Origin of the sequence: Clostridium sp. AF32-12BH (genome assembly GCF_003477935.1) — a bacterium.
Classification (GTDB): Bacteria; Bacillota; Clostridia; order Lachnospirales; family Lachnospiraceae; genus Brotaphodocola.
The window spans coordinates 66,352-87,627 of sequence record NZ_QUEH01000014.1 but is presented as its reverse complement, the minus strand read 5'-3'; the positions used below and the strand labels follow the sequence as shown (position 1 = coordinate 87,627).

At 48.5% G+C, this 21,276-nt stretch carries 20 protein-coding genes and 1 pseudogene; 17 read left to right on the top strand and 4 right to left on the bottom strand.

Annotated elements, in window-relative coordinates:
• Positions 1-8: 8 nt before the first annotated feature.
• The 12 genes and pseudogenes from DWZ40_RS14040 (at position 9) to DWZ40_RS13985 (ending at position 11,025) form a co-directional block, all read left to right on the top strand.
• Entirely contained in the window at positions 9-455 is a 447-nt protein-coding gene (locus tag DWZ40_RS14040) for a GatB/YqeY domain-containing protein (RefSeq protein WP_118543619.1), read from the top strand.
• A gap of 80 nt (positions 456-535) precedes the next feature.
• Positions 536-1,945: a dipeptidase PepV gene (gene pepV, locus DWZ40_RS14035; RefSeq protein WP_118543618.1), complete on the top strand. Its 1,410-nt coding sequence runs from the start codon at positions 536-538 to the stop codon at positions 1,943-1,945.
• Positions 1,946-2,260: 315 nt separating this feature from the next.
• The gene (locus DWZ40_RS14030) at positions 2,261-3,547 is read left to right on the top strand and encodes an O-acetylhomoserine aminocarboxypropyltransferase/cysteine synthase family protein (RefSeq protein ID WP_118543617.1); all 1,287 of its coding nucleotides are present in this window, start codon (positions 2,261-2,263) and stop codon (positions 3,545-3,547) included.
• A gap of 95 nt (positions 3,548-3,642) precedes the next feature.
• Positions 3,643-4,575: a cysteine synthase A gene (gene cysK, locus DWZ40_RS14025; RefSeq protein WP_118543616.1), complete on the top strand. Its 933-nt coding sequence runs from the start codon at positions 3,643-3,645 to the stop codon at positions 4,573-4,575.
• Positions 4,576-4,696: 121 nt separating this feature from the next.
• Positions 4,697-5,125: an RrF2 family transcriptional regulator gene (locus DWZ40_RS14020; protein WP_118543615.1), complete on the top strand. Its 429-nt coding sequence runs from the start codon at positions 4,697-4,699 to the stop codon at positions 5,123-5,125.
• Between the two features lie 561 nt (positions 5,126-5,686).
• Positions 5,687-6,706: an ATP-binding cassette domain-containing protein gene (locus DWZ40_RS14015; RefSeq protein ID WP_182431756.1), complete on the top strand. Its 1,020-nt coding sequence runs from the start codon at positions 5,687-5,689 to the stop codon at positions 6,704-6,706.
• Entirely contained in the window at positions 6,696-7,361 is a 666-nt protein-coding gene (locus DWZ40_RS14010; protein WP_182430498.1) for a methionine ABC transporter permease, read from the top strand. The genes DWZ40_RS14015 and DWZ40_RS14010 overlap by 11 nt, the downstream gene beginning before the upstream one ends.
• Positions 7,362-7,525: 164 nt before the next feature.
• Positions 7,526-8,443 (top strand): MetQ/NlpA family ABC transporter substrate-binding protein, encoded by a 918-nt coding sequence (locus tag DWZ40_RS14005; RefSeq protein ID WP_118543614.1) that lies wholly within the window; start codon positions 7,526-7,528, stop codon positions 8,441-8,443.
• A gap of 165 nt (positions 8,444-8,608) precedes the next feature.
• A pseudogene (locus DWZ40_RS14000) lies at positions 8,609-8,845 on the top strand (PRC-barrel domain-containing protein); the annotation flags it as partial.
• A gap of 241 nt (positions 8,846-9,086) precedes the next feature.
• The gene (locus DWZ40_RS13995) at positions 9,087-9,971 is read left to right on the top strand and encodes an MBL fold metallo-hydrolase (protein WP_118543612.1); all 885 of its coding nucleotides are present in this window, start codon (positions 9,087-9,089) and stop codon (positions 9,969-9,971) included.
• A gap of 68 nt (positions 9,972-10,039) precedes the next feature.
• Positions 10,040-10,501, top strand: coding sequence for a transcriptional regulator NrdR (gene nrdR, locus DWZ40_RS13990; RefSeq protein ID WP_118543611.1), 462 nt, complete (start codon positions 10,040-10,042; stop codon positions 10,499-10,501).
• A gap of 17 nt (positions 10,502-10,518) precedes the next feature.
• The gene (locus tag DWZ40_RS13985) at positions 10,519-11,025 is read left to right on the top strand and encodes a YqeG family HAD IIIA-type phosphatase (RefSeq protein ID WP_118543659.1); all 507 of its coding nucleotides are present in this window, start codon (positions 10,519-10,521) and stop codon (positions 11,023-11,025) included.
• A gap of 76 nt (positions 11,026-11,101) precedes the next feature.
• Here the strand turns inward: DWZ40_RS13985 and DWZ40_RS13980 are convergent, their stop codons facing one another.
• A complete protein-coding gene (locus tag DWZ40_RS13980) occupies positions 11,102-11,686 on the bottom strand; it encodes a chromate transporter (RefSeq protein ID WP_347560093.1) in 585 nt (194 codons plus the stop codon).
• Positions 11,683-12,315 carry a chromate transporter gene (locus DWZ40_RS13975; RefSeq protein WP_118543610.1) on the bottom strand — a complete coding sequence of 211 codons (633 nt, stop codon included), beginning with the start codon at positions 12,313-12,315 and terminating at the stop codon, positions 11,683-11,685. Before DWZ40_RS13975 ends, DWZ40_RS13980 begins: the two co-directional genes overlap by 4 nt.
• 197 nt (positions 12,316-12,512) lie before the next feature.
• On the opposite strand from DWZ40_RS13975, the gene DWZ40_RS13970 reads away from it, so the two are divergent.
• Entirely contained in the window at positions 12,513-13,442 is a 930-nt protein-coding gene (locus DWZ40_RS13970; protein ID WP_118543657.1) for a LysR family transcriptional regulator, read from the top strand.
• Positions 13,443-13,468: 26 nt separating this feature from the next.
• On the opposite strand, the gene DWZ40_RS13965 is transcribed toward DWZ40_RS13970, so the two are convergent.
• Complete coding sequence (locus DWZ40_RS13965) at positions 13,469-14,521, bottom strand: helix-turn-helix domain-containing protein (protein WP_207664519.1); 1,053 nt, start codon at positions 14,519-14,521, stop codon at positions 13,469-13,471.
• A 217-nt stretch (positions 14,522-14,738) separates the two neighbouring features.
• Here DWZ40_RS13965 and DWZ40_RS13960 point away from each other — a divergent pair, with 217 nt between their 5' ends.
• The 3 genes from DWZ40_RS13960 to DWZ40_RS13950 all read left to right on the top strand — a co-directional run bounded on the left by DWZ40_RS13960 (position 14,739) and on the right by DWZ40_RS13950 (position 18,514).
• Entirely contained in the window at positions 14,739-15,812 is a 1,074-nt protein-coding gene (locus DWZ40_RS13960) for a M20/M25/M40 family metallo-hydrolase (RefSeq protein WP_118543608.1), read from the top strand.
• Positions 15,813-15,839: 27 nt separating this feature from the next.
• Positions 15,840-17,237: a YfcC family protein gene (locus DWZ40_RS13955; RefSeq protein WP_118543607.1), complete on the top strand. Its 1,398-nt coding sequence runs from the start codon at positions 15,840-15,842 to the stop codon at positions 17,235-17,237.
• A 107-nt stretch (positions 17,238-17,344) separates the two neighbouring features.
• A complete protein-coding gene (locus DWZ40_RS13950) occupies positions 17,345-18,514 on the top strand; it encodes an amidohydrolase (RefSeq protein ID WP_118543606.1) in 1,170 nt (389 codons plus the stop codon).
• A gap of 178 nt (positions 18,515-18,692) precedes the next feature.
• On the opposite strand, the gene efp is transcribed toward DWZ40_RS13950, so the two are convergent.
• A complete protein-coding gene (gene efp / locus DWZ40_RS13945; protein WP_118534287.1) occupies positions 18,693-19,250 on the bottom strand; it encodes an elongation factor P in 558 nt (185 codons plus the stop codon).
• A gap of 181 nt (positions 19,251-19,431) precedes the next feature.
• Between efp and argS the strand changes: the two genes are divergently transcribed.
• Positions 19,432-21,198, top strand: coding sequence for an arginine--tRNA ligase (gene argS / locus DWZ40_RS13940; RefSeq protein ID WP_118543605.1), 1,767 nt, complete (start codon positions 19,432-19,434; stop codon positions 21,196-21,198).
• Positions 21,199-21,276: the final 78 nt, after the last annotated feature.

Here is a 21,276-nt window from a genome sequence, read left to right as displayed (position 1 = left end):
AATAAATCATGAGCAAGATTGACGTAGTAAGAGCTGCAATGGTAGAGGCAATGAAGGCAAAAGACAAGGCAAGAAAAGATTCCCTGTCCATGCTGCTTTCCGCACTGAAGAACGCGCAGATCGACAAGCGTGAGGAGCTGACGGAGGATGAAGAGAACGCCGTTGTTAAGAAGGAAATCCGCCAGACCCAGGAGACCTACGACATGGCTCCGGCAGACCGTACCGATATCCGCGAGGAAGCTGCTGCAAGACTTGCCGTTTACAAAGAGTTCGCTCCGGAAGATATGAATGTAGAGCAGATCACGGAGGTGATCAAGGGAGTTCTTGCAGAGCTTGGCATTGAGCAGCCGACCGGTGCAGACAAGGGCAAGATCATGAAGGTCCTGATGCCGAAGGTAAAGGGAAAAGCGGACGGTAAGCTGGTAAACCAGACTCTTGCCGGCATGATGAAATAAATCATTTCTGGACGCATTTGTGTGAATAACAGCGAAATGCTGTAAAATGACAAAAATAATAGACTTTGGGGGTTAATCTTATGTACAAAGAGAAAATCAGCGCCTGGGTGGACGCTCACAAAGATGAGATGATCGAAGATATCTGTGAACTCTGCCGCATTAACAGTGAAAAGATGCCGGAGGAAGAAGATATGGACATGCCGTTTGGCCCGGGTGCCGCAGAGTGTCTGGATACGGCTCTGGATATGGCGGAGGGTTACGGCTTTGAAACCTGCTCTTATGATGGATATGTGGGCTGCGTAGATATGAATGAGCTTCCGCGTCAGCTGGATATCCTGGCACATCTGGATGTCGTTCCGGCAGGAGAGGGCTGGACTGTGACAGAACCGTTCAAACCGATCGTAAAAGACGGAAAGCTTTACGGTCGCGGTACTGCAGACGACAAAGGACCGGCTGTGGCAGCACTGTATGCCATGCGTGCAGTCAAAGAACTTGGCATTCCGCTTAAGAAAAATGTGCGCCTGATCCTTGGTACGGATGAAGAGTGCGGCAGCAGCGATATCAAGTATTATTACAGCCAGGAAAAGGAAGCACCAATGACTTTTTCCCCGGATGCGGCTTATCCGCTGGTAAATACGGAGAAAGGCCGTTTTGCGGGACATTTTACCGCAGCGTTTGCGTGCTCGGATGCGCTTCCGAAGCTGGTTTCCATTCAGGCAGGCACCAAAGTGAATGTAGTGCCGGGAAAAGCAAAAGCTGTCGTGGAAGGTTTTGCAGAGACCGCTTTAACAACAGCAGCTGCTGAGACGGAAAAAGAAACCGGAATTCATTTTGATTTTGTCAGCGATGGCGCAGTGACCACGGTAACTGCAACCGGAACCGGTGCCCATGCATCGACTCCGGAAGTGGGAAACAACGCGCTGACCGGACTTTTGGTATTCCTTGGAAAGCTGGCATTTGCACCGTGTGAGCAGATCGATATGGTGCGCAAGGCAGCAGCTCTGATCCCGCATGGTGATGTGACCGGACAGACGCTTGGTGTATCCATGGAAGATGAGATTTCCGGAAAACTGACCCTGTCTTTCAATATGCTGACGGTAGATGCCGGAAACCTGGACGGCAAGTTTGACAGCCGTGTTCCGGTATGCGGAAATGACGACAATGTGCTTGAAGTTGTGAGAAGCCGCATGGCAGAGCAGGGACTGACCCTGTTGAATAAAGATATGGTTCCGCCGCATCATGTATCGGGGGATTCCCATTTTGTAAAGACACTTCTTGCGGCGTTTGAAACTTATACCGGACGCAAAGGCGAATGCCAGTTCATGGGAGGCGGCACCTATGTGCACAGTCTTGCAAATGGTGTGGCATTTGGCGCTGCAATGCCGGAAACGGACAATAAAATGCATGGTCCGGATGAATTTGCAGTTGTTGAGGAACTGGTAGTAAGTGCCAAGATCTTTGCACAGGCGATCGCAGATCTCTGCGGCTGATGAAAGATTAATAAGAAAAACTGGAAAGAAGGTACCGCAGGGTGCCTTCTTTTTTTACTTTGCATATTGAGGAGGGGCCGGTGGCGTGTCCGCTGATTTCTACTGTATGCAGGCAGAAGTGCTGAAAATTTTATTTATAGAAAAACATTGAAAAAACACCATAATACCTATTGACATAGTGGGTTAAAGGACTTACAATACGAAACAACGAATCACCTACAGAAATACAGGGTAATTCAAAAGAAGAAAACAATCTGAATAACTGAACAGGCGTAAAACCAGTTATGGATGAATTTGGAAAGGCAGGTACATACCATGAGCAAGAATTACAAGTTTGAGACCCTTCAGCTTCACGTAGGACAGGAGAGTGCAGATCCGGCAACTGACTCCAGAGCAGTACCGATTTATGCAACCACTTCTTATGTATTTAAAGATTCTGCACAGGCAGCAGGACGCTTCGCTTTAAGCGAGCCGGGAAACATTTATACCCGCTTAATGAACCCGACCTCTGATGTATTCGAGAAGAGAGTTGCAGCCTTAGAGGGTGGTATCGGAGCACTGGCTACCGCATCTGGTTCCGCAGCAATCGCTTATGCGATCCAGAATATCGCAAAGGCAGGAGACCATGTTGTATCTTCCAGCAATCTGTATGGCGGTACCACAAACCTGTTTGAGAACACACTGCCGGAGCAGGGAATCACTGCTACCTTGGTCGATCCGTCCGATCCGGAAAATTTTGAGAAGGCAATCCAGCCGAACACCAAGCTTCTTTACTCCGAGACACTTGGCAACCCGAACTCTGACGTGGTAGATCTGGAAGCAATCGCAGAGATCGCCCATCGTCATGGTATTCCGTTTATCGTGGACAGTACCTTTGCAACTCCGTATCTTTTACGTCCGATCGAGCATGGCGCTGATATCGTGGTACATTCTGCTACGAAGTTCATGGGTGGACATGGTACCGTAATGGGCGGCATCGTAGTAGACGGCGGTAAGTTCGACTGGGCTCAGAACGATAAGTTCCCGGGCTTAAGCAAACCGAACCCATCTTACCATGGTATTGTATTTACCGAAGCATGCGGAAATGCTGCTTACATCACCAAGCTCCGCACCACGCTGATGAGAGACTTAGGTGCTACCATTTCCCCGTTCAACTCTTTCCTGTTACTGCAGGGTCTGGAAACCCTGTCCTTAAGAGTAGAGCGCCACGTAGAGAACGCCCTGAAAGTGGTAGATTTCTTAAAGAATCATCCGCAGGTAGAGAAAGTAAACCATCCGTCTCTGGCTACCGGTCATCAGAAAGAACTGTACGACCGCTACTTCCCGAACGGTGCAGGTTCTATCTTTACTTTCGAGATCAAGGGCGATGTAAATACCGCAAAGAAATTCACCGAGAACCTGGAATTATTCTCCCTGCTTGCTAACGTAGCAGATGTAAAATCCCTGGTTATCCATCCGGCGTCTACCACCCACTCCCAGTTGGATGAGGAAGGACTTCTGGCATGCGGCATCAAACCGACCACAATCCGTCTTTCCATCGGTACCGAGCATATCGACGATATCATCGATGACTTAAAACATGGTTTTGAGGCAGTAAAGTAATTACAGATTAAAACAGGTCTGTCCGGTCATTTCCTTTGAACCGGGTGGATGATTTGATAATAAAACGTTGCGTGAATGCAAGGAGGACACAAAAAATGGCAAACATTTATACTTCTGCAGACCAGTTGATCGGAAAAACCCCTCTTCTGGAGCTCACAAATATTGAGAAAAAATATGGCTTAAAGGCGAAAATTCTGGCAAAGCTCGAGTATTTTAACCCGGCAGGTTCTGTAAAGGATCGTATTGCCAAGGCTATGATCGACGCAGCAGAGAAGAGCGGTCAGTTAAAACCGGACTCTGTGATCATTGAGCCGACCTCCGGCAACACCGGTATCGGTCTTGCATCGGTTGCAGCAGCCCGCGGCTACCGCATCATCATCGTTATGCCGGAGACCATGTCCGTTGAGCGCCGCCAGCTTATGAAAGCATATGGTGCAGAGCTGGTTCTGACGGAAGGTGCAAAAGGTATGAAGGGTGCCATTGCCAAGGCAGATGAGCTTGCAAAGGAGATCCCGGGTGCATTCGTGACCGGTCAGTTCGTAAACCCGGCAAACCCGAAAGCACACTTCGAGACCACTGGTCCGGAGATCTGGGAAGATACCGACGGAAAGGTAGATTATTTTGTAGCAGGTGTTGGTACCGGCGGTACCATTACTGGAACCGGTCAGTTCTTAAAATCCAAGAATCCGGATGTTAAGGTTGTCGCTGTAGAGCCGGCTACCTCTGCAGTACTTTCCACCGGTGTGGCAGGTGCCCACAAGATCCAGGGTATCGGTGCAGGCTTTGTTCCGGATGTACTGGATACCAAGATTTACGATGAAATCATTCCGGTCAGCAATGAAGACGCATTTGCAACCGGAAAAGAGGTAGGAAAGAATGAAGGCGTGCTGGTAGGTATTTCCTCTGGCGCAGCAACCTGGGCTGCCATTGAACTGGCAAAACGCCCGGAGAATGAGGGTAAGACAATCGTAGTGCTTCTGCCGGATACCGGAGACCGCTATCTGTCCACCCCGTTATTTGCAGACTGACCGTAACGGTTCCTATATCTGCGTACAGTCCGGATGAATTGGGACAGTCCGTACCGGCCCGGAAACAGGCGTGTGTTTCCGGGCGGAAATAGAATAGAATGAGAAGGATGGTTTGGGGATTATGATGATTTCAACAAGAGGAAGATATGCGCTGCGAGTCATGGTGGACCTGGCAGAACATGCCACCGGCGCCTTTACTCCGTTAAAGGAGGTGGCAGAGCGGCAGGATATCTCCCAGAAATATCTGGAATCGATCATGTCCAATCTGTCCAAATCCGGTTTTGTAGAAGGTGCTCAGGGAAAAGGCGGCGGTTATCGCCTGTCCCGAGCACCGGAAGATTATAAAGTCGGCGAGATCCTGCGCCTGACAGAGGGTTCTCTGGCTCCGGTTGCCTGTTTGGAAGCGGATGCCAAACCCTGTGCCATGTCCCCCCACTGCAGGACTCTGCCGATGTGGAACCGGCTCAATGAAACGATCAATCAGTTTTTTGACAGCTATACCATCGCCGATCTGATGCAGAGCGAAGACGGTGGGGACTACGTGATCTAAATGAGCAGTGCCAGCCGAAATTTTCACAGGAATTCTGCCGTGCTCGCACGAAGCAGAATTCCTGTGAAAATTTCGGCTGATAGGGCGAATGCCCTCAGCGAGGAAACGCAAAGCGTTTTCGAGCTGCCACTGCGAAACAGCCTGCGCCAAAGCGTTTTCGAGCTGCCACTGCGAAATTTCCAGAATATCCTTGACAAAACATAAAACCCGGCGTACAATACGCCACATAAGGTAAAATTAACGGAAACGGAGAACAGCTATGAATCAGTCCAAGACCATGCAGATGAATATGGCTATGATGTGCGGCATGATGATGAACATGTGCCGTATGTTCGTGTGCAATCAATTTCATCAGTAATCTGCAAGGTCAGGAAAGAGCATAGAAGGATCATATCGAATACGCATTCTAATTGCCGCAAACCTGTGCAGGTTTTGCGGCTTTTCTTGTTTCACAGGAAATTGCCTCTTATGAAACAAAATGCGTTGCGCAAAGTTTACGGAATAGGATATCCGAATATGATCTGGTTTACCGGATTCACAAAACAGGGAAAGGAAACTATCATGGCATCAGACGAAACCATCATCCAGTTAAAACACATGGGCAAAGAGTTTAAGACGGCGAATGGTCCGGTGAAAGCCTTAGACGACATTAATCTGGAAATTCGACGGGGCGAGATTTTTGGCATTATCGGTCTTTCCGGAGCAGGAAAGAGTACACTGGTACGCTGCATCAATATGCTGGAAATCCCAACCTCCGGTGAGGTTATTTTTGAAGGAGAGAATCTGGCGGCCTTAAGCGAGGCAGCGCAGAGAAAGGCAAGACAGTCCATGGGCATGATCTTCCAGCAGTTTAATCTGCTGGCTCAGAGAAACATCCTGAAAAATGTGTGTTTCCCGATGGAAATTGCAGGAGTTCCCAGGCAGCAGGCGAAGGAACGAGCAATGGAGCTGTTAAAACTGGTTGGTCTGGAAGACCGGGCGAAAGCATACCCGGCACAGCTTTCCGGCGGACAGCGCCAGCGCGTGGCGATTGCCCGTGCGATTGCAACGAATCCCAAAGTACTTCTTTGCGATGAAGCAACCAGTGCACTGGATCCGAACACCACCAAGTCCATTCTGGAGCTGATCAAACAGATCAACCGGGATCTGGGGATTACGGTGATCGTGATCACCCACGAGATGGCAGTCATTGAAGCAATCTGTGACCGTGTTGCCATCATCGATCACAGTCAGATTGCAGAGTCCGGACGGGTGTCGGAAATCTTTTCTGAGCCGAAATCCAGGATCGGCCGTCAGCTTATTCTTGGAGATGCGGTGGAGAATGTGAAGTTCGATGCTTCGAAAAAAATCCGTATCACATTCGATGGACGATCTTCCATGGAACCGGTGCTGGCGAATATGATCCTGGCAAGCAAAGTGCCGGTCAATATCCTGTATGCATCCACGAAAGACATTGGCGGTACGGCCTATGGACAGATGATCATTCAGCTTCCGGAAGATGAGGCAGATGCGGCGCGTGCCCTGCATTATTTGAAAACGGTGCAGGTACCATATGAGGAGGTGAGCGGCGATGTTATTTAGTCAGCAGATCATGGAACTGATCCGCAATGGAATCGGGGAAACGTTATGTATGGTGATCATTTCCACCGTGGTTTCTTATATTATCGGAATTCCGCTTGGTATTATTCTGGTAGTGACGGACAAAGAAGGCATCCGCCCGATCCCGGTCCTTCAGAAAATTCTGGGACTCGTCATCAACCTGCTCCGCTCGGTCCCGTTCCTGATCCTTCTGATCATGATGATTCCGGTCACCAGGAAAATCGTGGGAACGAGCCTTGGCTGGAAAGCAGTGGTTCCGCCGCTTGTAGCATCGGCAGCTCCGTATATTGCCCGCATGGTGGAATCGTCCTTTAAGGAAATCGATGCAGGAGTCATCGAGGCAGCGAAATCCATGGGCGCTTCTACGTTTCAGATCATCTGGAAGGTGCTGCTCCCGGAATCAAAGCCCTCTCTTTTGATCGGTGCAGCGATTTCTACGACCACGATCCTTGGATATTCTGCGATGGCAGGTGCGGTTGGCGGCGGCGGACTGGGCGGTATCGCGATCAACTATGGTTATTACCGTTATGAGACCGACATCATGCTGGTGACCGTAGCAATCCTGGTCATCATCGTCCAGATCATCCAGGAGATCGGCATGAGACTGGCAAGAAAGAGTGACAAACGGATCCGTTAAGAAATGGAACGCATCGGAATCGGATGCGAAAACTGGAAAAATCCGGCAGAACAGAAAATTGTTCTGGCAGACCGGAAATGACAGGCATGGATTTAGCAGCCGCAGGACGGCTGTCGGCCAAAGGCCATATAAATCAAAATTATTCATTGAGGAGGATCAGTATTATGAAAAAGAACATTGGTGTAATTGCAGCAGCATTTTTAGCAGCAGCAGCCCTGAGCGCATGCGGCGGCAGCAAACCGGCTGAGACGACTGCAGCAGAGACAAAGGCAGAGGCAGCTGAGACGACTGCAGCGGAGAGCAGCGCAGAGGCAGAGAGCAGCGAAGCAGAAGCAAAGACGGACGATTTAAAGGAACTGACGGTAGGTGCGAGCCCGGCTCCTCACGCAGAGATCCTGGAGGCTGCAAGAGAAGAACTGGCAAAGAAAGGGTATGATTTAAAAATCGTTGAGTATACCGATTATGTTCAGCCGAACCTGGCACTGGATGCTGGCGATCTGGATGCAAACTACTTCCAGCATCTTCCGTATCTGGAACAGTTCAATGAGGAGAGAGGAACCAAGTTAGTCAGCGCAGGTAAGATCCACTACGAGCCATTTGGCATTTACGCAGGCAAGACCGCATCCTTAGACGAGTTGGCAGATGGCGCAAAGGTTGCTGTACCAAACGATGCAACCAACGAGGCACGTGCACTGCTTCTTCTGGAAGCACAGGGTCTGTTAAAGTTAAAAGACGGCGCAGGTTTAAAGGCAACCAAGACCGATATTGTTGAGAATCCGAAGAACCTGGATATCCTGGAGGTTGAGGCAGCACAGGTTCCGCGTTCCCTTCCGGATGTTGACATTGCAGTTATCAACGGGAACTACGCAATCGAGGCTGGTTTAAAGGTATCTGACGCACTGGCTGTTGAGGCTTCTGACTCTGAGGCAGCAACAGCAACTACCTACGGCAACGTGGTAGCAGTGCAGGAGGGCAAGGAAGAGGATGAGAAGACCAAAGCCCTGATGGAGGCACTGACCAGCGACACCGTAAAAGAGTTCATGGAGCAGACCTACGAGGGCGCAGTTGTTCCGTTATTCTAAGAAGCGTGGTAACTGTTCAGTAGGTCTGCGCATTTACTGCGCTGACCGTAAGAAAACATAGGCTGGCAGGCAAGTGACAAACAGAAAAGGATACGCATAGACTACAGTAAGGAATTTTCGGTTCCGGATGTGGGCTATGCGTATTTTTGATTTAAAAAAAAAGAAGTCATCAATATCTGCGACTGCAAAAAACTTGGATTTGTGGGGGATGTAGAGTTTAATCCGGAAAATGGCTGCATTACACATCTGATCGTTCCGGGACCAGGGTGTCTTTGTGGGATTTTCGGACGAGAGAAAGAATATATCATCCCGTTCAAAGATGTTTGTCAGATCGGCGATGATATTATCCTGGTGGAAGTAAAAAAACTGAAAGAGATCGAGAAAGCGTGTAAATGCGACTGAAGGATTGCCGGACATGTATGCATAAACATGTTGCACAAATAGCAATGGTAACAGCGCAACAGCTGGGAATCGGGGTGTTTTATGAATGTTTACAAAAACAGCGGAGCGGGCTATACTGTAAGGAGCAGGGAAGATAACATTTCTGTTTATGCAGCGTGCGTGAACAGCGATCAAATGACTGTTGAAAAGAATGTGCAAGAAAAACATGCAGGAAAACATGTAAAAAACAGGAGGATTTACAATGGAGAAGACGGAAAATTATGGCGTGGTAAGTCTGCGCTGGCTGAACGGACAGTGTTACGAGATCAGACTTTCAAATGGAAAAGTGATCCTGACGGATCCGATGATCAGCGATCCGGTATCGGATGCCCCATGGCTGAAATTTTACAGGATTCCAAAAGAGTACGGAATTACTCCGGAAAGTGTTGAGCGGGTGGACTATCTGATCCTGAATCATACCCATTGCGATCATATTTCCGATGTGGAATATTACATCAAGAAATTTAATCCGATGGTGATCTGTCATGAAGCGGTTGCCTATGAGCTGGCCAAAGCATTTGACATTCCATTTACTTCGGTATATGCGGTTGGCAGTGAGGAAACCCATGAATTTCTGGATTTCAAAATGGAAACACTCCATGGAACACACAATGAGCAGGGAATGAAGTATTCGACGATGGCGAATATTCTGGAAGAAGATTACGGCATTGGCGGACCGGGAACCAGAGAACTGGGACATCTTGGCGGACTGATCCAGCTGAATTTCATTCTCACAACAAAGGAAAATTTCAAAATTGCATTTGTCGGCGGACGTCTGGATGCAATGTGGTCCAGACCGATGATCCGTGCAGTGGCAAAAGCAGAGCCGAATATCATGATCCGCCAGGTATCCGGAAGACTTCCGGAAAACCCGGAACAGATCTATGCCGATGAGATTGAGCAGACAGGTGTAAGACTGATGCTTCCGATGCATCATGAAAAGTATGATATCAGCGAGAAGGAAACACTGGCAAACCTGATCGAGAAGACCAATATCATGCTGCAGGAACGCGGAGTAAATGCCAATATGGTAAATCCGGTGAGAGGCAGATGGTATCAGCTCGGAATCAGTTTTCGTGAGATCTAAAATTACTTGCGTGAAGCTGATAAATGGGTTAAAATACTGACAAAGAACTTCTACAGGAGGAAACTATCTTGAAGTGCCCATTTTGCAGCGCAGCAGATACTAAGGTCATTGATTCCAGACCGGCAGAGGACAACAGCTCGATCCGCCGCCGTCGTCAGTGCGTTGTCTGCGGAAAGCGTTTTACTACATACGAGAAACTGGAAACCATGCCTCTCATGGTCATCAAAAAAGACCAGTCGAGGGAGCCGTATGACCGTTCTAAGATCGAAGCCGGAGTTGTCCATTCCTGCCATAAACGACCGGTATCCATCCAGCAGATCAACCAGATGATCGATGAAATTGAAAACCAGATCTTTACCATGGAGGATCGGGAAGTAGAAACCTCGCAGATCGGCGAGCTTGTCATGCAGAAACTGAAACAGCTGGACGAGGTTGCTTATGTGCGCTTCGCGTCTGTTTACCGGGAGTTCAAGGATGTGAATACCTTTATGGAGGAACTTGGCAAGCTCCTGGAGAATAAACGAAAGTAGGCAGGAAAACAGACGTGATATTAGAACCATTTTATCCGAAAGAATGGGTGGACAGCACCTATGAAATTGACTGGGAAGGCTGGAAAACGCGTGGGAAAAAGGGCGTTATTTTTGATATTGACAACACCCTGGTCCCTCACGGGGCACCGGCAGACAGCAGGGCGATTGCCCTGTTTGAGCGGCTTTATGCGCTTGGGTTTCGGACATGCCTGTTATCGAATAACAAGGAACCGCGTGTGAAATCATTCGCAGACCAGGTTCATTCTCCCTATATTTACAAAGCGGGAAAACCGGGTATAAAAAACTACGACCGTGCCGTGCGTGAGATGGGACTTCGCAAAGAAGAAGTCCTGTTTGTAGGGGACCAGCTTTTTACCGATGTGTATGGTGCCAACCGGGCCGGACTTTATGGAATCCTGGTAAAACCGATCAATCCAAAAGAAGAGATCCAGATCGTTCTAAAGCGGTATCTGGAGGCGGTTGTGCTATTCTTTTATAGACGGAAACAGAAAAAACAGGGATGAGATCCCTGTTTTTTTCTTGTTGCTTTGCATATCGAGAAGGTGCCGGTGGCGCCTCCTCTGCTTTGCAGCTCCTTTTTCATATTACGGGGAAGTATGTCAGAAAAATCTGATAGAGCACTTCCGCGAATCCGCACGAAACCATGACCTTGATCGGATCAATCTTCACCTTGCGCAGAAAGAACAACGCAGTGAAAAAGTAGATCAGATAGCGCAGCTGCAGATTACCGCCGGTGATGGAAATGCTTCCATCGAGGAAAAAGGTCGGGATCAGAATGGTGATTCCGGCAGTCAGGATCATGGCAACTACAGCTGGCCGCAGGGATTCCAGAATTCCTTTCATCAGGCGCAGATTGCGGTATTTTGCGTAAAGCTTCGCAAGGATCGTCACAAAGATGCAGGAAGGAAGAATACAGCCGAGGGTGGCAATCAGGGCACCTGGAATTCCTGCCACCTGGTTGCCGACAAAGGTGGAGGAGTTGACGGCGATAGGACCTGGTGTCATCTCTGCGATGGTGATCAGATTTGTAAAATCATTTAAGGTAAGCCAGTGATATTTATCGATCACCTGGGCCTGAATCAGCGGCATTGCGGCATATCCGCCGCCAAAGCTGAAGGCACCGATCTGCAGAAATGCGAAGAAAAGCTGAAAGTAAATCATCATTCGTTTTCTCCTTTCCCGGCAGACGGAATGTTTTCCCGTCTGACCGTGATCACCGTGCGGACCGCACCGATCAGTGCAGTTACAAGAATGATCAGAATCACGTTGATTTTTAAGATATAGTTGGCAATGAAGGCCGCGATCATGATCAGTGCCAGAGTGAGGGAGCGCAGCTTCAGAACCCCGCCGCCCATGTCGTATACAACGGAGATGATGACAGCGCCGACTCCGGCCCGCATGCCGTTTAGCAGATTTTGAATAAAGAAGCTTTCGCGGAATGCGTTGTAAAACGCTGAGACTGCAGTGATGATGACAAACGGCGGAAGGATCGCACCGAGAATCGAGCAGAGGATTCCGGGCATTCCGGCAAGCTTATACCCGACAACAATGGCACCGTTGACGGCGATCGCACCGGGTGAAGACTGGGCGATCGCGATCAGATCCAGCATTTCCGTTTCATCGATCCAGTGAAGTTCGTCTACAAATTTGGTTTTCAGGAGACTGACAATTACGTATCCGCCGCCAAACGTGAAGGTGCTTAAGTAGAGGGTAGAAAAAAATAATTTTTTCAGAACGGAAGCATTCGACTGTTTTAGGGAGGCTTCCTGCGTAGGATTGTTGTGATGTTCCATAGAGATAGATTACCATTCCTTTCGTTTCCATATATAATTCGGAGTAGTTTTGCTGTTCCTGATATACTATAGCACTGGACGGATTATATGAAAAATAATATAATTATATAACAATGATAATAAAAACAATATGATCTGCCTTTGATACAAGGAAAGAGAGGAAGAAAGGGAGGCATAGTATCATGACAATCCGGCATATGAGGATTTTTCGGGCGGTGATCGAGAATGAAAACAATCTGACGAGGGCAGCGCGTCAGATTTATATGGCACAGCCTGCTGTGACGCTGGCAATCCAGGAACTGGAAGAATATTATGGTGTGAATCTCTTCGACCGGTTGGGAAAAAGGCTGTATCTGACAGAGGCAGGAAAGCAGTTTCAGGATTATGTGATCCGTATTCTTGGTCTGTTTGATGATATGGAAGAAGGCATGCGCAGTTGGGGAAGCAAAGGCATGCTGCGTATTGGAAGCAGTGTGACAATTGGTTCCCAGTTTCTGCCAGGGTATGTGGAAAGTTATGCGCATACGCATCCGGATGTGAATACGCAGGTCTTGATTGGAGCGTCGGATCTGATTGAGAAAAAGATTCTCAGCAATGATCTGGATATTGGATTGGTGGAGAGTCCGGTTCATGAGAAGAATCTGATAGCAGAACAATATATGGAGGACTATCTGGTAGCAGTTGCGCCGGGAAAAGACTGGGAGCGAGGAATGGATGCATCAGGAAACGGGGATTCAGAAAGAATTCAAATGTCAGCAGAAGAGTTTGCACTGCAGCATTTGCTTTTACGTGAACCGGGAAGTGGGACAAGAGAGTCCTTTGATAAGGTGATGGCACAGCATCAGATTTTTGTAAAGCCGTCCTGGGAGGCAACCAGTACGACAGCGCTTGTAAATGCAGTGATTTCCGGACTGGGGATTTCGGTTGTGCCCAGACGAATGGTTGAGATTCCGCTCCGTGATGGGAAAATACGTGAGATCCAGATCGATGGGGTGGAATTTAAGCGGTACTTTTATCTGGTCTATCATCGGGACAAATTGCTTACCACACCAATCCGGGAATTCATGGACGTGTGCAGAAATTATGAAAACAGCCATTCTCAGCCGGAGTACAGCGGACTGTTCTGAATGTGTATAAGACGGTCATGGGAATTTTACGGCTCTTTTTCCTGCAAACAGATATAGCGGATATACGAAGCATAAAGTGCCATCAGATCATACGCATCATTTAAATCTTTCCCGCACAGCTCTTTGATCCGGCGGATCCGGTAAGGGATGCTGTTGCGATGGACATGCAGTTTGGCGCTCAGCTTTTGGATGTCTCCGCTGCACTGAATGTAGGAGACAACCGTTTCTGCTAACTGGGCATTGGAACCTTTTTCTTTCAGAATGGAAAAATCATGCTCCAGCCCTGGTATGTCAGCGTGACTGAGTACCAGGGCAGTTTTCATATAATCATAGTCGTAACACCCAAGGTCAGGAAACAGAAGCTGACCGAGTGAGAGACATTCGCGCGCAAGGGCACAGCCGGCAGAAAGGTTTTTCTGATTTTTGCAGAACGCAGCCGGAAATTTGGAAAGCACGGCAAGGAGTCGGTGAAAACGTTTTTCGTAGCCCGGCTCCTCTTTGATTAAGATCAGCTGCGTATCGGGAGAAAGGGAAACCATGGCATCTTTCTCATCAAGAAGATTTTGGATCATAGGAATGAGCACGGGAAATGTTTCCGATTGCGGCTGAAAAACAAGCATGGTGTGCGGTGACAGAATCTGGAAGCCAAATTCTTCGCCGCGTTTTTGAAATGCTTCACTGTACGGAGGCTGCATATGGAGCCATTCAAACAGAAACTGGTCGCGTTCTTTGGTTTGTGCCTGGACATTTCTGGAATTCAGCAGTTCTTCATACATCAGCTCCACAGCAGAACTTAAGATGGCTGCCTGTCTGAGAGAATCAGAAGCAGCAGAAGGAAGAATCAGCGCACCGATCCGGCTGTTCTGATAGCGCAGCGGTGCGGCGGCACCGGAAAACTGTCCGGGTTCCAGGGAAGAGGCGGGACCATTATGGTTCAGGCACTGGATGGCGAGGAGGTTTAAAGATCCGATCTGATCCGGGCTTGTGGATGCAACAACGCGTCCGCTGGCATCGCAGATCAGCAGTCCGTCAGGCGTGTGCTCTTTCAGTTTTGCGGCGATCTGATTCATGATGGTCATGTCCAAGAAAATCCCTCCTCCTTGTTTTTTTCTATTATAATAAAATAATAGAAAAAAACAAGGGAAATGAGAACGATATTTATGCATTTGCACAAAAATAGAGAAAAAAACTACTGGATTTAACCAATAGTTTTTTCGCTGGTCCGGTGCTAAAATCTTCATATGGCAATGATTGGGAAAGGAGGTATACAAAATCGAAGGAACCGTTGCACGTTTTATGCGATATGCAGACTGCGGAAGTGAAACACATCATGAACGCGCATTCTGCGAGTATATGGAACAGGAACTAAATGCCATGGGAATTGCGTTTGAGCGTCAGCTTCTGGACAGCCAGGTGGTTACGGATGGATGGAATATTCTGGCGAAGATACCAGGGCAGAGTGACAAAAAGCCGCTGCTATTTGTTCTTCATCTGGATACCGTAGCACCAGGCAGTCAGGTGAAATCCTATGTAAAAGATGGGAAAATTTACAGTGCCGGAAACAGTGTCCTGGGGGCAGATGGAAAACTTGCGATTGCCCTGGTTATGGAAGCGTTGGCAGAACTGAAGGAAAAGAAGGAAGCGTTCCGGCCGGTAGAGCTTTTGTTCACGGTATGTCAGGAACTGGGGTCTCATGGGGCAAAGTTTGCGGATTATTCGCATGTGGAAAGTGAAGAAGCACTGATACCAGACCATTATATTACTGGAGAAATATTGCTTTGCACACCGTCCAGACATTTTGTTCATGTAGAACTGATGGGGCAGGGAGCCCATGTCATAAGAAAAAATGAACCTGGCGTGAATGCTTTGGCTGCTGCCGTTGAGATCCTTCATCAGATTCCCATGGGGCAGGTGGACGAAAATCTCCGGATCAATGTATTTGACCTGGTTTCCCTGTCACCGTCCAATGCAGTTCCGGGTCATGCCCGTTTCGACATGGAGATTCGCACATTTGGTTCTGAAAAATGGGAACAGGTTTCCGCGGATATGTTTCGGATCATGGAAGATACCGCAAAAAGAACCGGCTGCCGCTGCAACATCAGCACGGAATGCGATTTCCCGGAGTCTGATTTTTCCGTTAATGAGGATATGCTGAAACGTCTGGAAAACATTTATGCCAGTGTTGGAATTCCCATGAAGCGGACGAGATCGTTTGGGGTCATGGATGCGACCTGCACACAGCAGATTGGGATCCGCAGCATTCCGATCGGACTTTCCATTTATCATTCGCATAGTGCCGGTGAATATGTCGTCATTGAGGAAATGGAGAACATGTTACAGCTGATAAAGCAGATTCTGAAAGAATTCTGACTGCTTTACAGTAGAAAGGGGAAAAACATGAGTAAAGACACAAAAAAAGCATCCCGCACCATGAACCCGTTTATTCCGCTGGTCATCATGGTGATCTTATGTACCATCGTATCGTATTTTGTGAAACCTGGTGCTTACGACCGTGAAACCGTGGATGGCGTGACCCGGGTGCTTGCGGACAGTTACCATGCGGTAGACCGGACGCCGGTATCGATTTTTCAGATGTTCCGTTCGATTCCGGAAGGCATGACAGCAACCGCAAATATGATGTTCTGTATCATGATCATCGGCGGTGTTGTAGAAATCTATAAGCGCACGGATACCGTTGGCGCAGCCATCAACAGCGTGCTGAAGGCATCCGAAAAGCTCAGCAGCCAGGTGATCATCGCGATTGTCATGATCGTCTTCTTTATCCTGGGCGGTATCCTGGGATGGAGCGAACATATCATTCCGTTCGTACCGATCATCATTTCCCTGGCATTATCCCTGGGGTACGATTCTCTGGTTGGTATGGCAATCTCTGGTTTTGCCTGCCTGATCAGTTTTGCTGTAGCACCGTTTAACATGTTTACCGTAGGTGTTTCCCATACCATCGCAGAACTGCCGATGTTCTCCGGATGGGAACTTCGTTTCCCGGCTCTGTTCTGTGTCTGGATCTTAAGCCTGGTCTGGACGATGCGCTATGCGAAAAAAGTAAAGGCGGATCCGTCTAAGAGTCTGGTCAAAAACATTGATACTTCTTCCCTCCGCATTCCGGTAGATCCGAACCTGAAATTTGATGCGCCGAAGAAGGTTTCTGCCCTGGTACTTCTGGTTACGATCCTGGTTACCATCTACGGCATCCTGAACTTAAAGTGGTCTTATACCGAGATGGCAACCGTATTCTTAATGGGTGCCCTGATTGTATGCGTGGTAAACCGCGTTGGAATGAGCGATGGCATCAACATGATCCTGGATGGATGCCGCGGCGCATTTGCCGGTGCCCTGATCATTGGTATTGCAAGATCCGTACAGTGGACCATGACTACCGGCGGTCTGGTAGATCCGCTGGTACACAGCCTTTCCGGTCTGATGAACGGCGCATCTGCTTATGTCAGCGCAGTCGGCATGTTTATCGTGAACTTCTTCATCAATGCATTGATCCCGTCCGGATCCGGTCAGGCAACTGCAGTGATGCCGATCATGGTTCCGCTTGCAGATATGCTTCATATTACCAGACAGACTGCAGTTATGGCATTCCAGTTTGGTGATGGTATCTCCAATACCTTCTGGTTTACCAACGGAACCCTGTTAATTTACCTGTCCCTGGCAAAAGTGCCGTTAAAGAGCTGGTATAAATTTATTCTGCCGTTACAGGGCATGTTCCTGGTAATGCAGCTGGTATTCCTGTACATTGCGGTAGCAATCGGATATGGTCCGTTCTAAAAATAAGAACGGAGTGATGAAAACACCGGCTTACTTCACTGCAGGGCATGCGTGCAGACTGTAGCGAAGTGAGCCGTGTATAAAGTGTGGAGAGGAGCGCGTACTTTATGAACGTAATGGAAGAAGTATTAAAACAGAAAGAGTATACAATCTCCATGCGCCGGATGTTTCACCGTCATCCGGAACTGAGCATGAAGGAGAACGGTACCGCTAAGCGGATCCGTGCAGAACTGGACAAGATGGGAATCCCATACGAAACCGTAGGGGAAACCGGAACCATCGCAACCCTGAAAGGAAAGAAAGACCATCCGGTTATCGGTCTGCGCTGTGACATTGATGCGCTTCCGATCACGGAGGTGAAGAATCTGGAATTCAAATCCGAAAACCCGGGCGTTATGCATGCATGTGGTCATGACGGACATATCAGCATGCTGCTGACGGCGGCAAAGGTTCTTTCGGAACATCGCGATGAACTAAACTGTACCGTAAAATTCATCTTCCAGCCGGCAGAAGAGCAGATGAACGGAGCACTTCAGATTTTAAACTCCGGAAAGCTGGGAGAGCTGGATACGGTAGCCGGAATGCATATTTTCCCGTACTTAAAGACCGGAACCATTTCGGTGGATCCGGGACCGCGTTATACTTCAGCAGGTTTTATGAATATTAAGATCATCGGACACAGTGGACATGGTGCCATGCCGCAGTATTCCGTTGACCCGATCTATGTAGGCGCCAAGGTGATCGATGCGCTGCAGAGCCTGGTCAGCAGGGAAACCAATCCGATGGATACGGTTGTGGTCAGCATCTGTACGTTCCATGCAGGAACTCTGGCGAACATTATCGCAGAGACAGCCGAGATGAGCGGAACCGTCCGCACGTTTAACCCGGAATTGCAGAAAAAACTTCCAGGTATGATCGAGCGGGTGATCAAGAGCACCTGTGAGGCTTACCGTGCGTCGTATGAACTGGATTATTATACCGATATCCCGGCCACGATCAACGATAAGCATTGCAGTGAGATTGCTGAAGAATCCGTAAAGAAGATCCTGGGCGAAGAGGGTGTCATCCATTATGAAGGCACACCGGGCGGCGAAGATTTCTCTTATTTCCTGGAAAAATTCCCGGGCGTGTATGCGTTTATCGGGTGCAGAAACGAGGAAAAAGACTGCTGCTATCCGCTGCATCATGAGCGCTTTGATCTCGATGAGGAGGCATTGCCAAATGGTGCTGCATTTTATGTGCAGTATCTTCTGGACGCGCAGGAGAAGTTTGGCTGATGTTCACGGACAGAAATTTTCTGAATCAGCGGACATGTCACGGGTGACTTGGCAGTCCATGCGAAAGTATGATGTATCAATAAAAAAGAGGCGGTTCCTGAAACAGGAATCGCCTCTTTTCAATTCTTTTCCGTGCGCCCTGCGGCGCGTGTTTTAAGATCGGAAACGGTACAGCGTATTAAACTCTGGACAGATACTCACCGGTACGGGTGTCGATCTTGATCTTATCACCGTTGTCAACGAACAGCGGAACGTATACGGTTGCGCCAGTCTCAACGGTTGCCGGCTTGGTAGCGCCCTGTGCGGTATCGCCCTTGAAGCCCGGCTCGGTGTTGGTGATCTCGAGCTCTACGAATAACGGCGGCTCTACGGAGAATACTTTACCGTTGTAAGAGCAGATCTTAACAACCTCATTCTCCTTAACGAACTTTAATGCATCACCGATCACGTCTGCTGCGAGAGCCATCTGCTCGTAGTTCTCCATGTTCATGAAGTTGTACAGATCGCCATCTTCATACAGATACTGCATATCTACACGGTCGATTCTTGCAGACGGGAACTTCTCGGTCGGACGGAAGGTTCTCTCTACTACGGAACCGGTCATAACATTTTTGATTTTGGTTCTTACGAAAGCAGCACCCTTACCCGGTTTTACATGCTGGAACTCTACGATCTGGTATACGTTACCCTCGATTTCCAGAGTAATGCCGTTTCTAAAATCACCTGCTGAAATCATGTGATATTCCTCCTTGAATTTGCGTACTCGCGATTAATCTACTATATTCTATACTAAAAGCCTGTATTTTTCAACTGTTTTTTGGGCTTAATCCGCCCTTTTCTTGCATTTTATAGCAGAATCGGATATAATAATAGTTCAGAAAAACGAGGAAAAGAAACCAATCAAAGGAGAAATCAAGGTGAAGAGAATTCTGGATCTGATCGCAGACGAGATGAAGTCTGCATTTACCGCCTGTGGCTACGATGCGTCTTATGCAAAGGTTGTCTTATCCAACCGCCCGGACTTATGTGAGTACCAGTGCAACGGTGCTATGGCTGCAGCCAAGGCTTATAAAAAGAAACCCATCGACATTGCAAATGAGGTGGTAGAGAAGTTAAACGGCGACAACATGTTTTCCGAGATCAATGCCGTGATGCCGGGCTTCATCAACATCCGCTTGAATGCAGCTTATCTTGCTGATTACATGAATGGCATGGCAAAGGAAGAAAAGCTTGGTGTGGAGGAAGAAGGCCACGGTGAGACCATCATTGTGGACTACGGCGGAGCCAACGTGGCAAAGCCGCTGCATGTCGGCCATCTGCGTTCTGCTGTTATTGGTGAAAGCGTAAAGCGCATGGGCCGCTACTTAGGTTACAATATGATTGGTGACGTACATCTGGGTGACTGGGGTCTGCAGATGGGCCTCATTATCGAGGAACTGCGTGACCGTAAGCCGGATCTGGTTTATTTTGATGAGAATTACACCGGGGAGTATCCGTCCGAGCCGCCATTTACCATCAGTGAGCTGGAGGATATTTACCCGACCGCAAGCGGAAAGTCCAAGGTGGATGAGGTATTTAAGGAGCGCGCGCAGACCGCAACCTTTAAGCTTCAGAAAGGTTATCCGCCGTACACTGCCATCTGGAAACATATCATGAAGGTTTCCCTGGCAGATTTAAAGAAAAACTATGGCAATCTGGATGTTCATTTTGAACTCTGGAAAGGCGAGAGCGACGCGGAAGAGTACATTCCGTGGCTGATCCAGGATCTGCAGGACAAGGGTCTGGCATACGAGAGCCAGGGTGCCCTGGTTGTAGATGTAACTGAGCCGACTGACTCCAAGGAACTGCCGCCGTGTATCGTGCGTAAGTCTGACGGAGCTGCCCTGTACGCAACCTCTGATCTGGGAACGATCCTGGAGCGTGAGAAGGACTTCCAGCCGGTAAAATACATTTATGTTGCAGACAAACGTCAGGAGCTTCACTTTAAGCAGGTCTTCCGTGTAGCGAAGAAGGCTGGATATGTAAAACCGGAAACCCCGATGGTTCATATCGGTTTTGGTACCATGAACGGCAAGGATGGAAAACCGTTTAAGACCAGAGACGGTGGTGTCATGCGTCTGGAGCACCTCATTGCAGATATCAATGCAGCTGTTTATGACCGTATCATGGAAAACCGCAGCATGGATGAGGAAGAGGCAAAGGAGACCGCAAAGATCGTCGGCCTTGCTGCTTTAAAATATGGTGACTTATCCAACCAGGCAGCAAAGGATTACATTTTTGATATCGACCGCTTTATCTCCTTCGAGGGAAATACCGGTCCATACATCCTGTATACCATCGTCCGCATCAAATCCATTCTGGGCAAATACGAGGCACAGAATCCGGACGCAAAAGCAGACACTATTCTCCCGGCAGCCAGCGATGCGGAAAAAGCATTGATGCTGGAGCTGTCCAAATACAACGACGTGATGGAAAATGCATTCGCAGAGACTGCACCGCACAAGATCTGCCAGTACATCTTCGATCTGTCCAATGCCTTCAACAGCTTCTACCATGATACCCGTATCCTGGCAGAGGAAGACAAAGCGCGTCAGGCAAGCTGGATCGCACTCATCACACTGGTAAAACGCGTGCTCGAGGCCTGCATCCAGGTACTCGGATTTAAGGCACCGGAACGGATGTGACGTTACAGCAGTGACATGCGCCAGGAAACAAGAGAGACAGGCGTGTGCGCTTGCTCACAAAGCAGGTCTCTGTTGTTT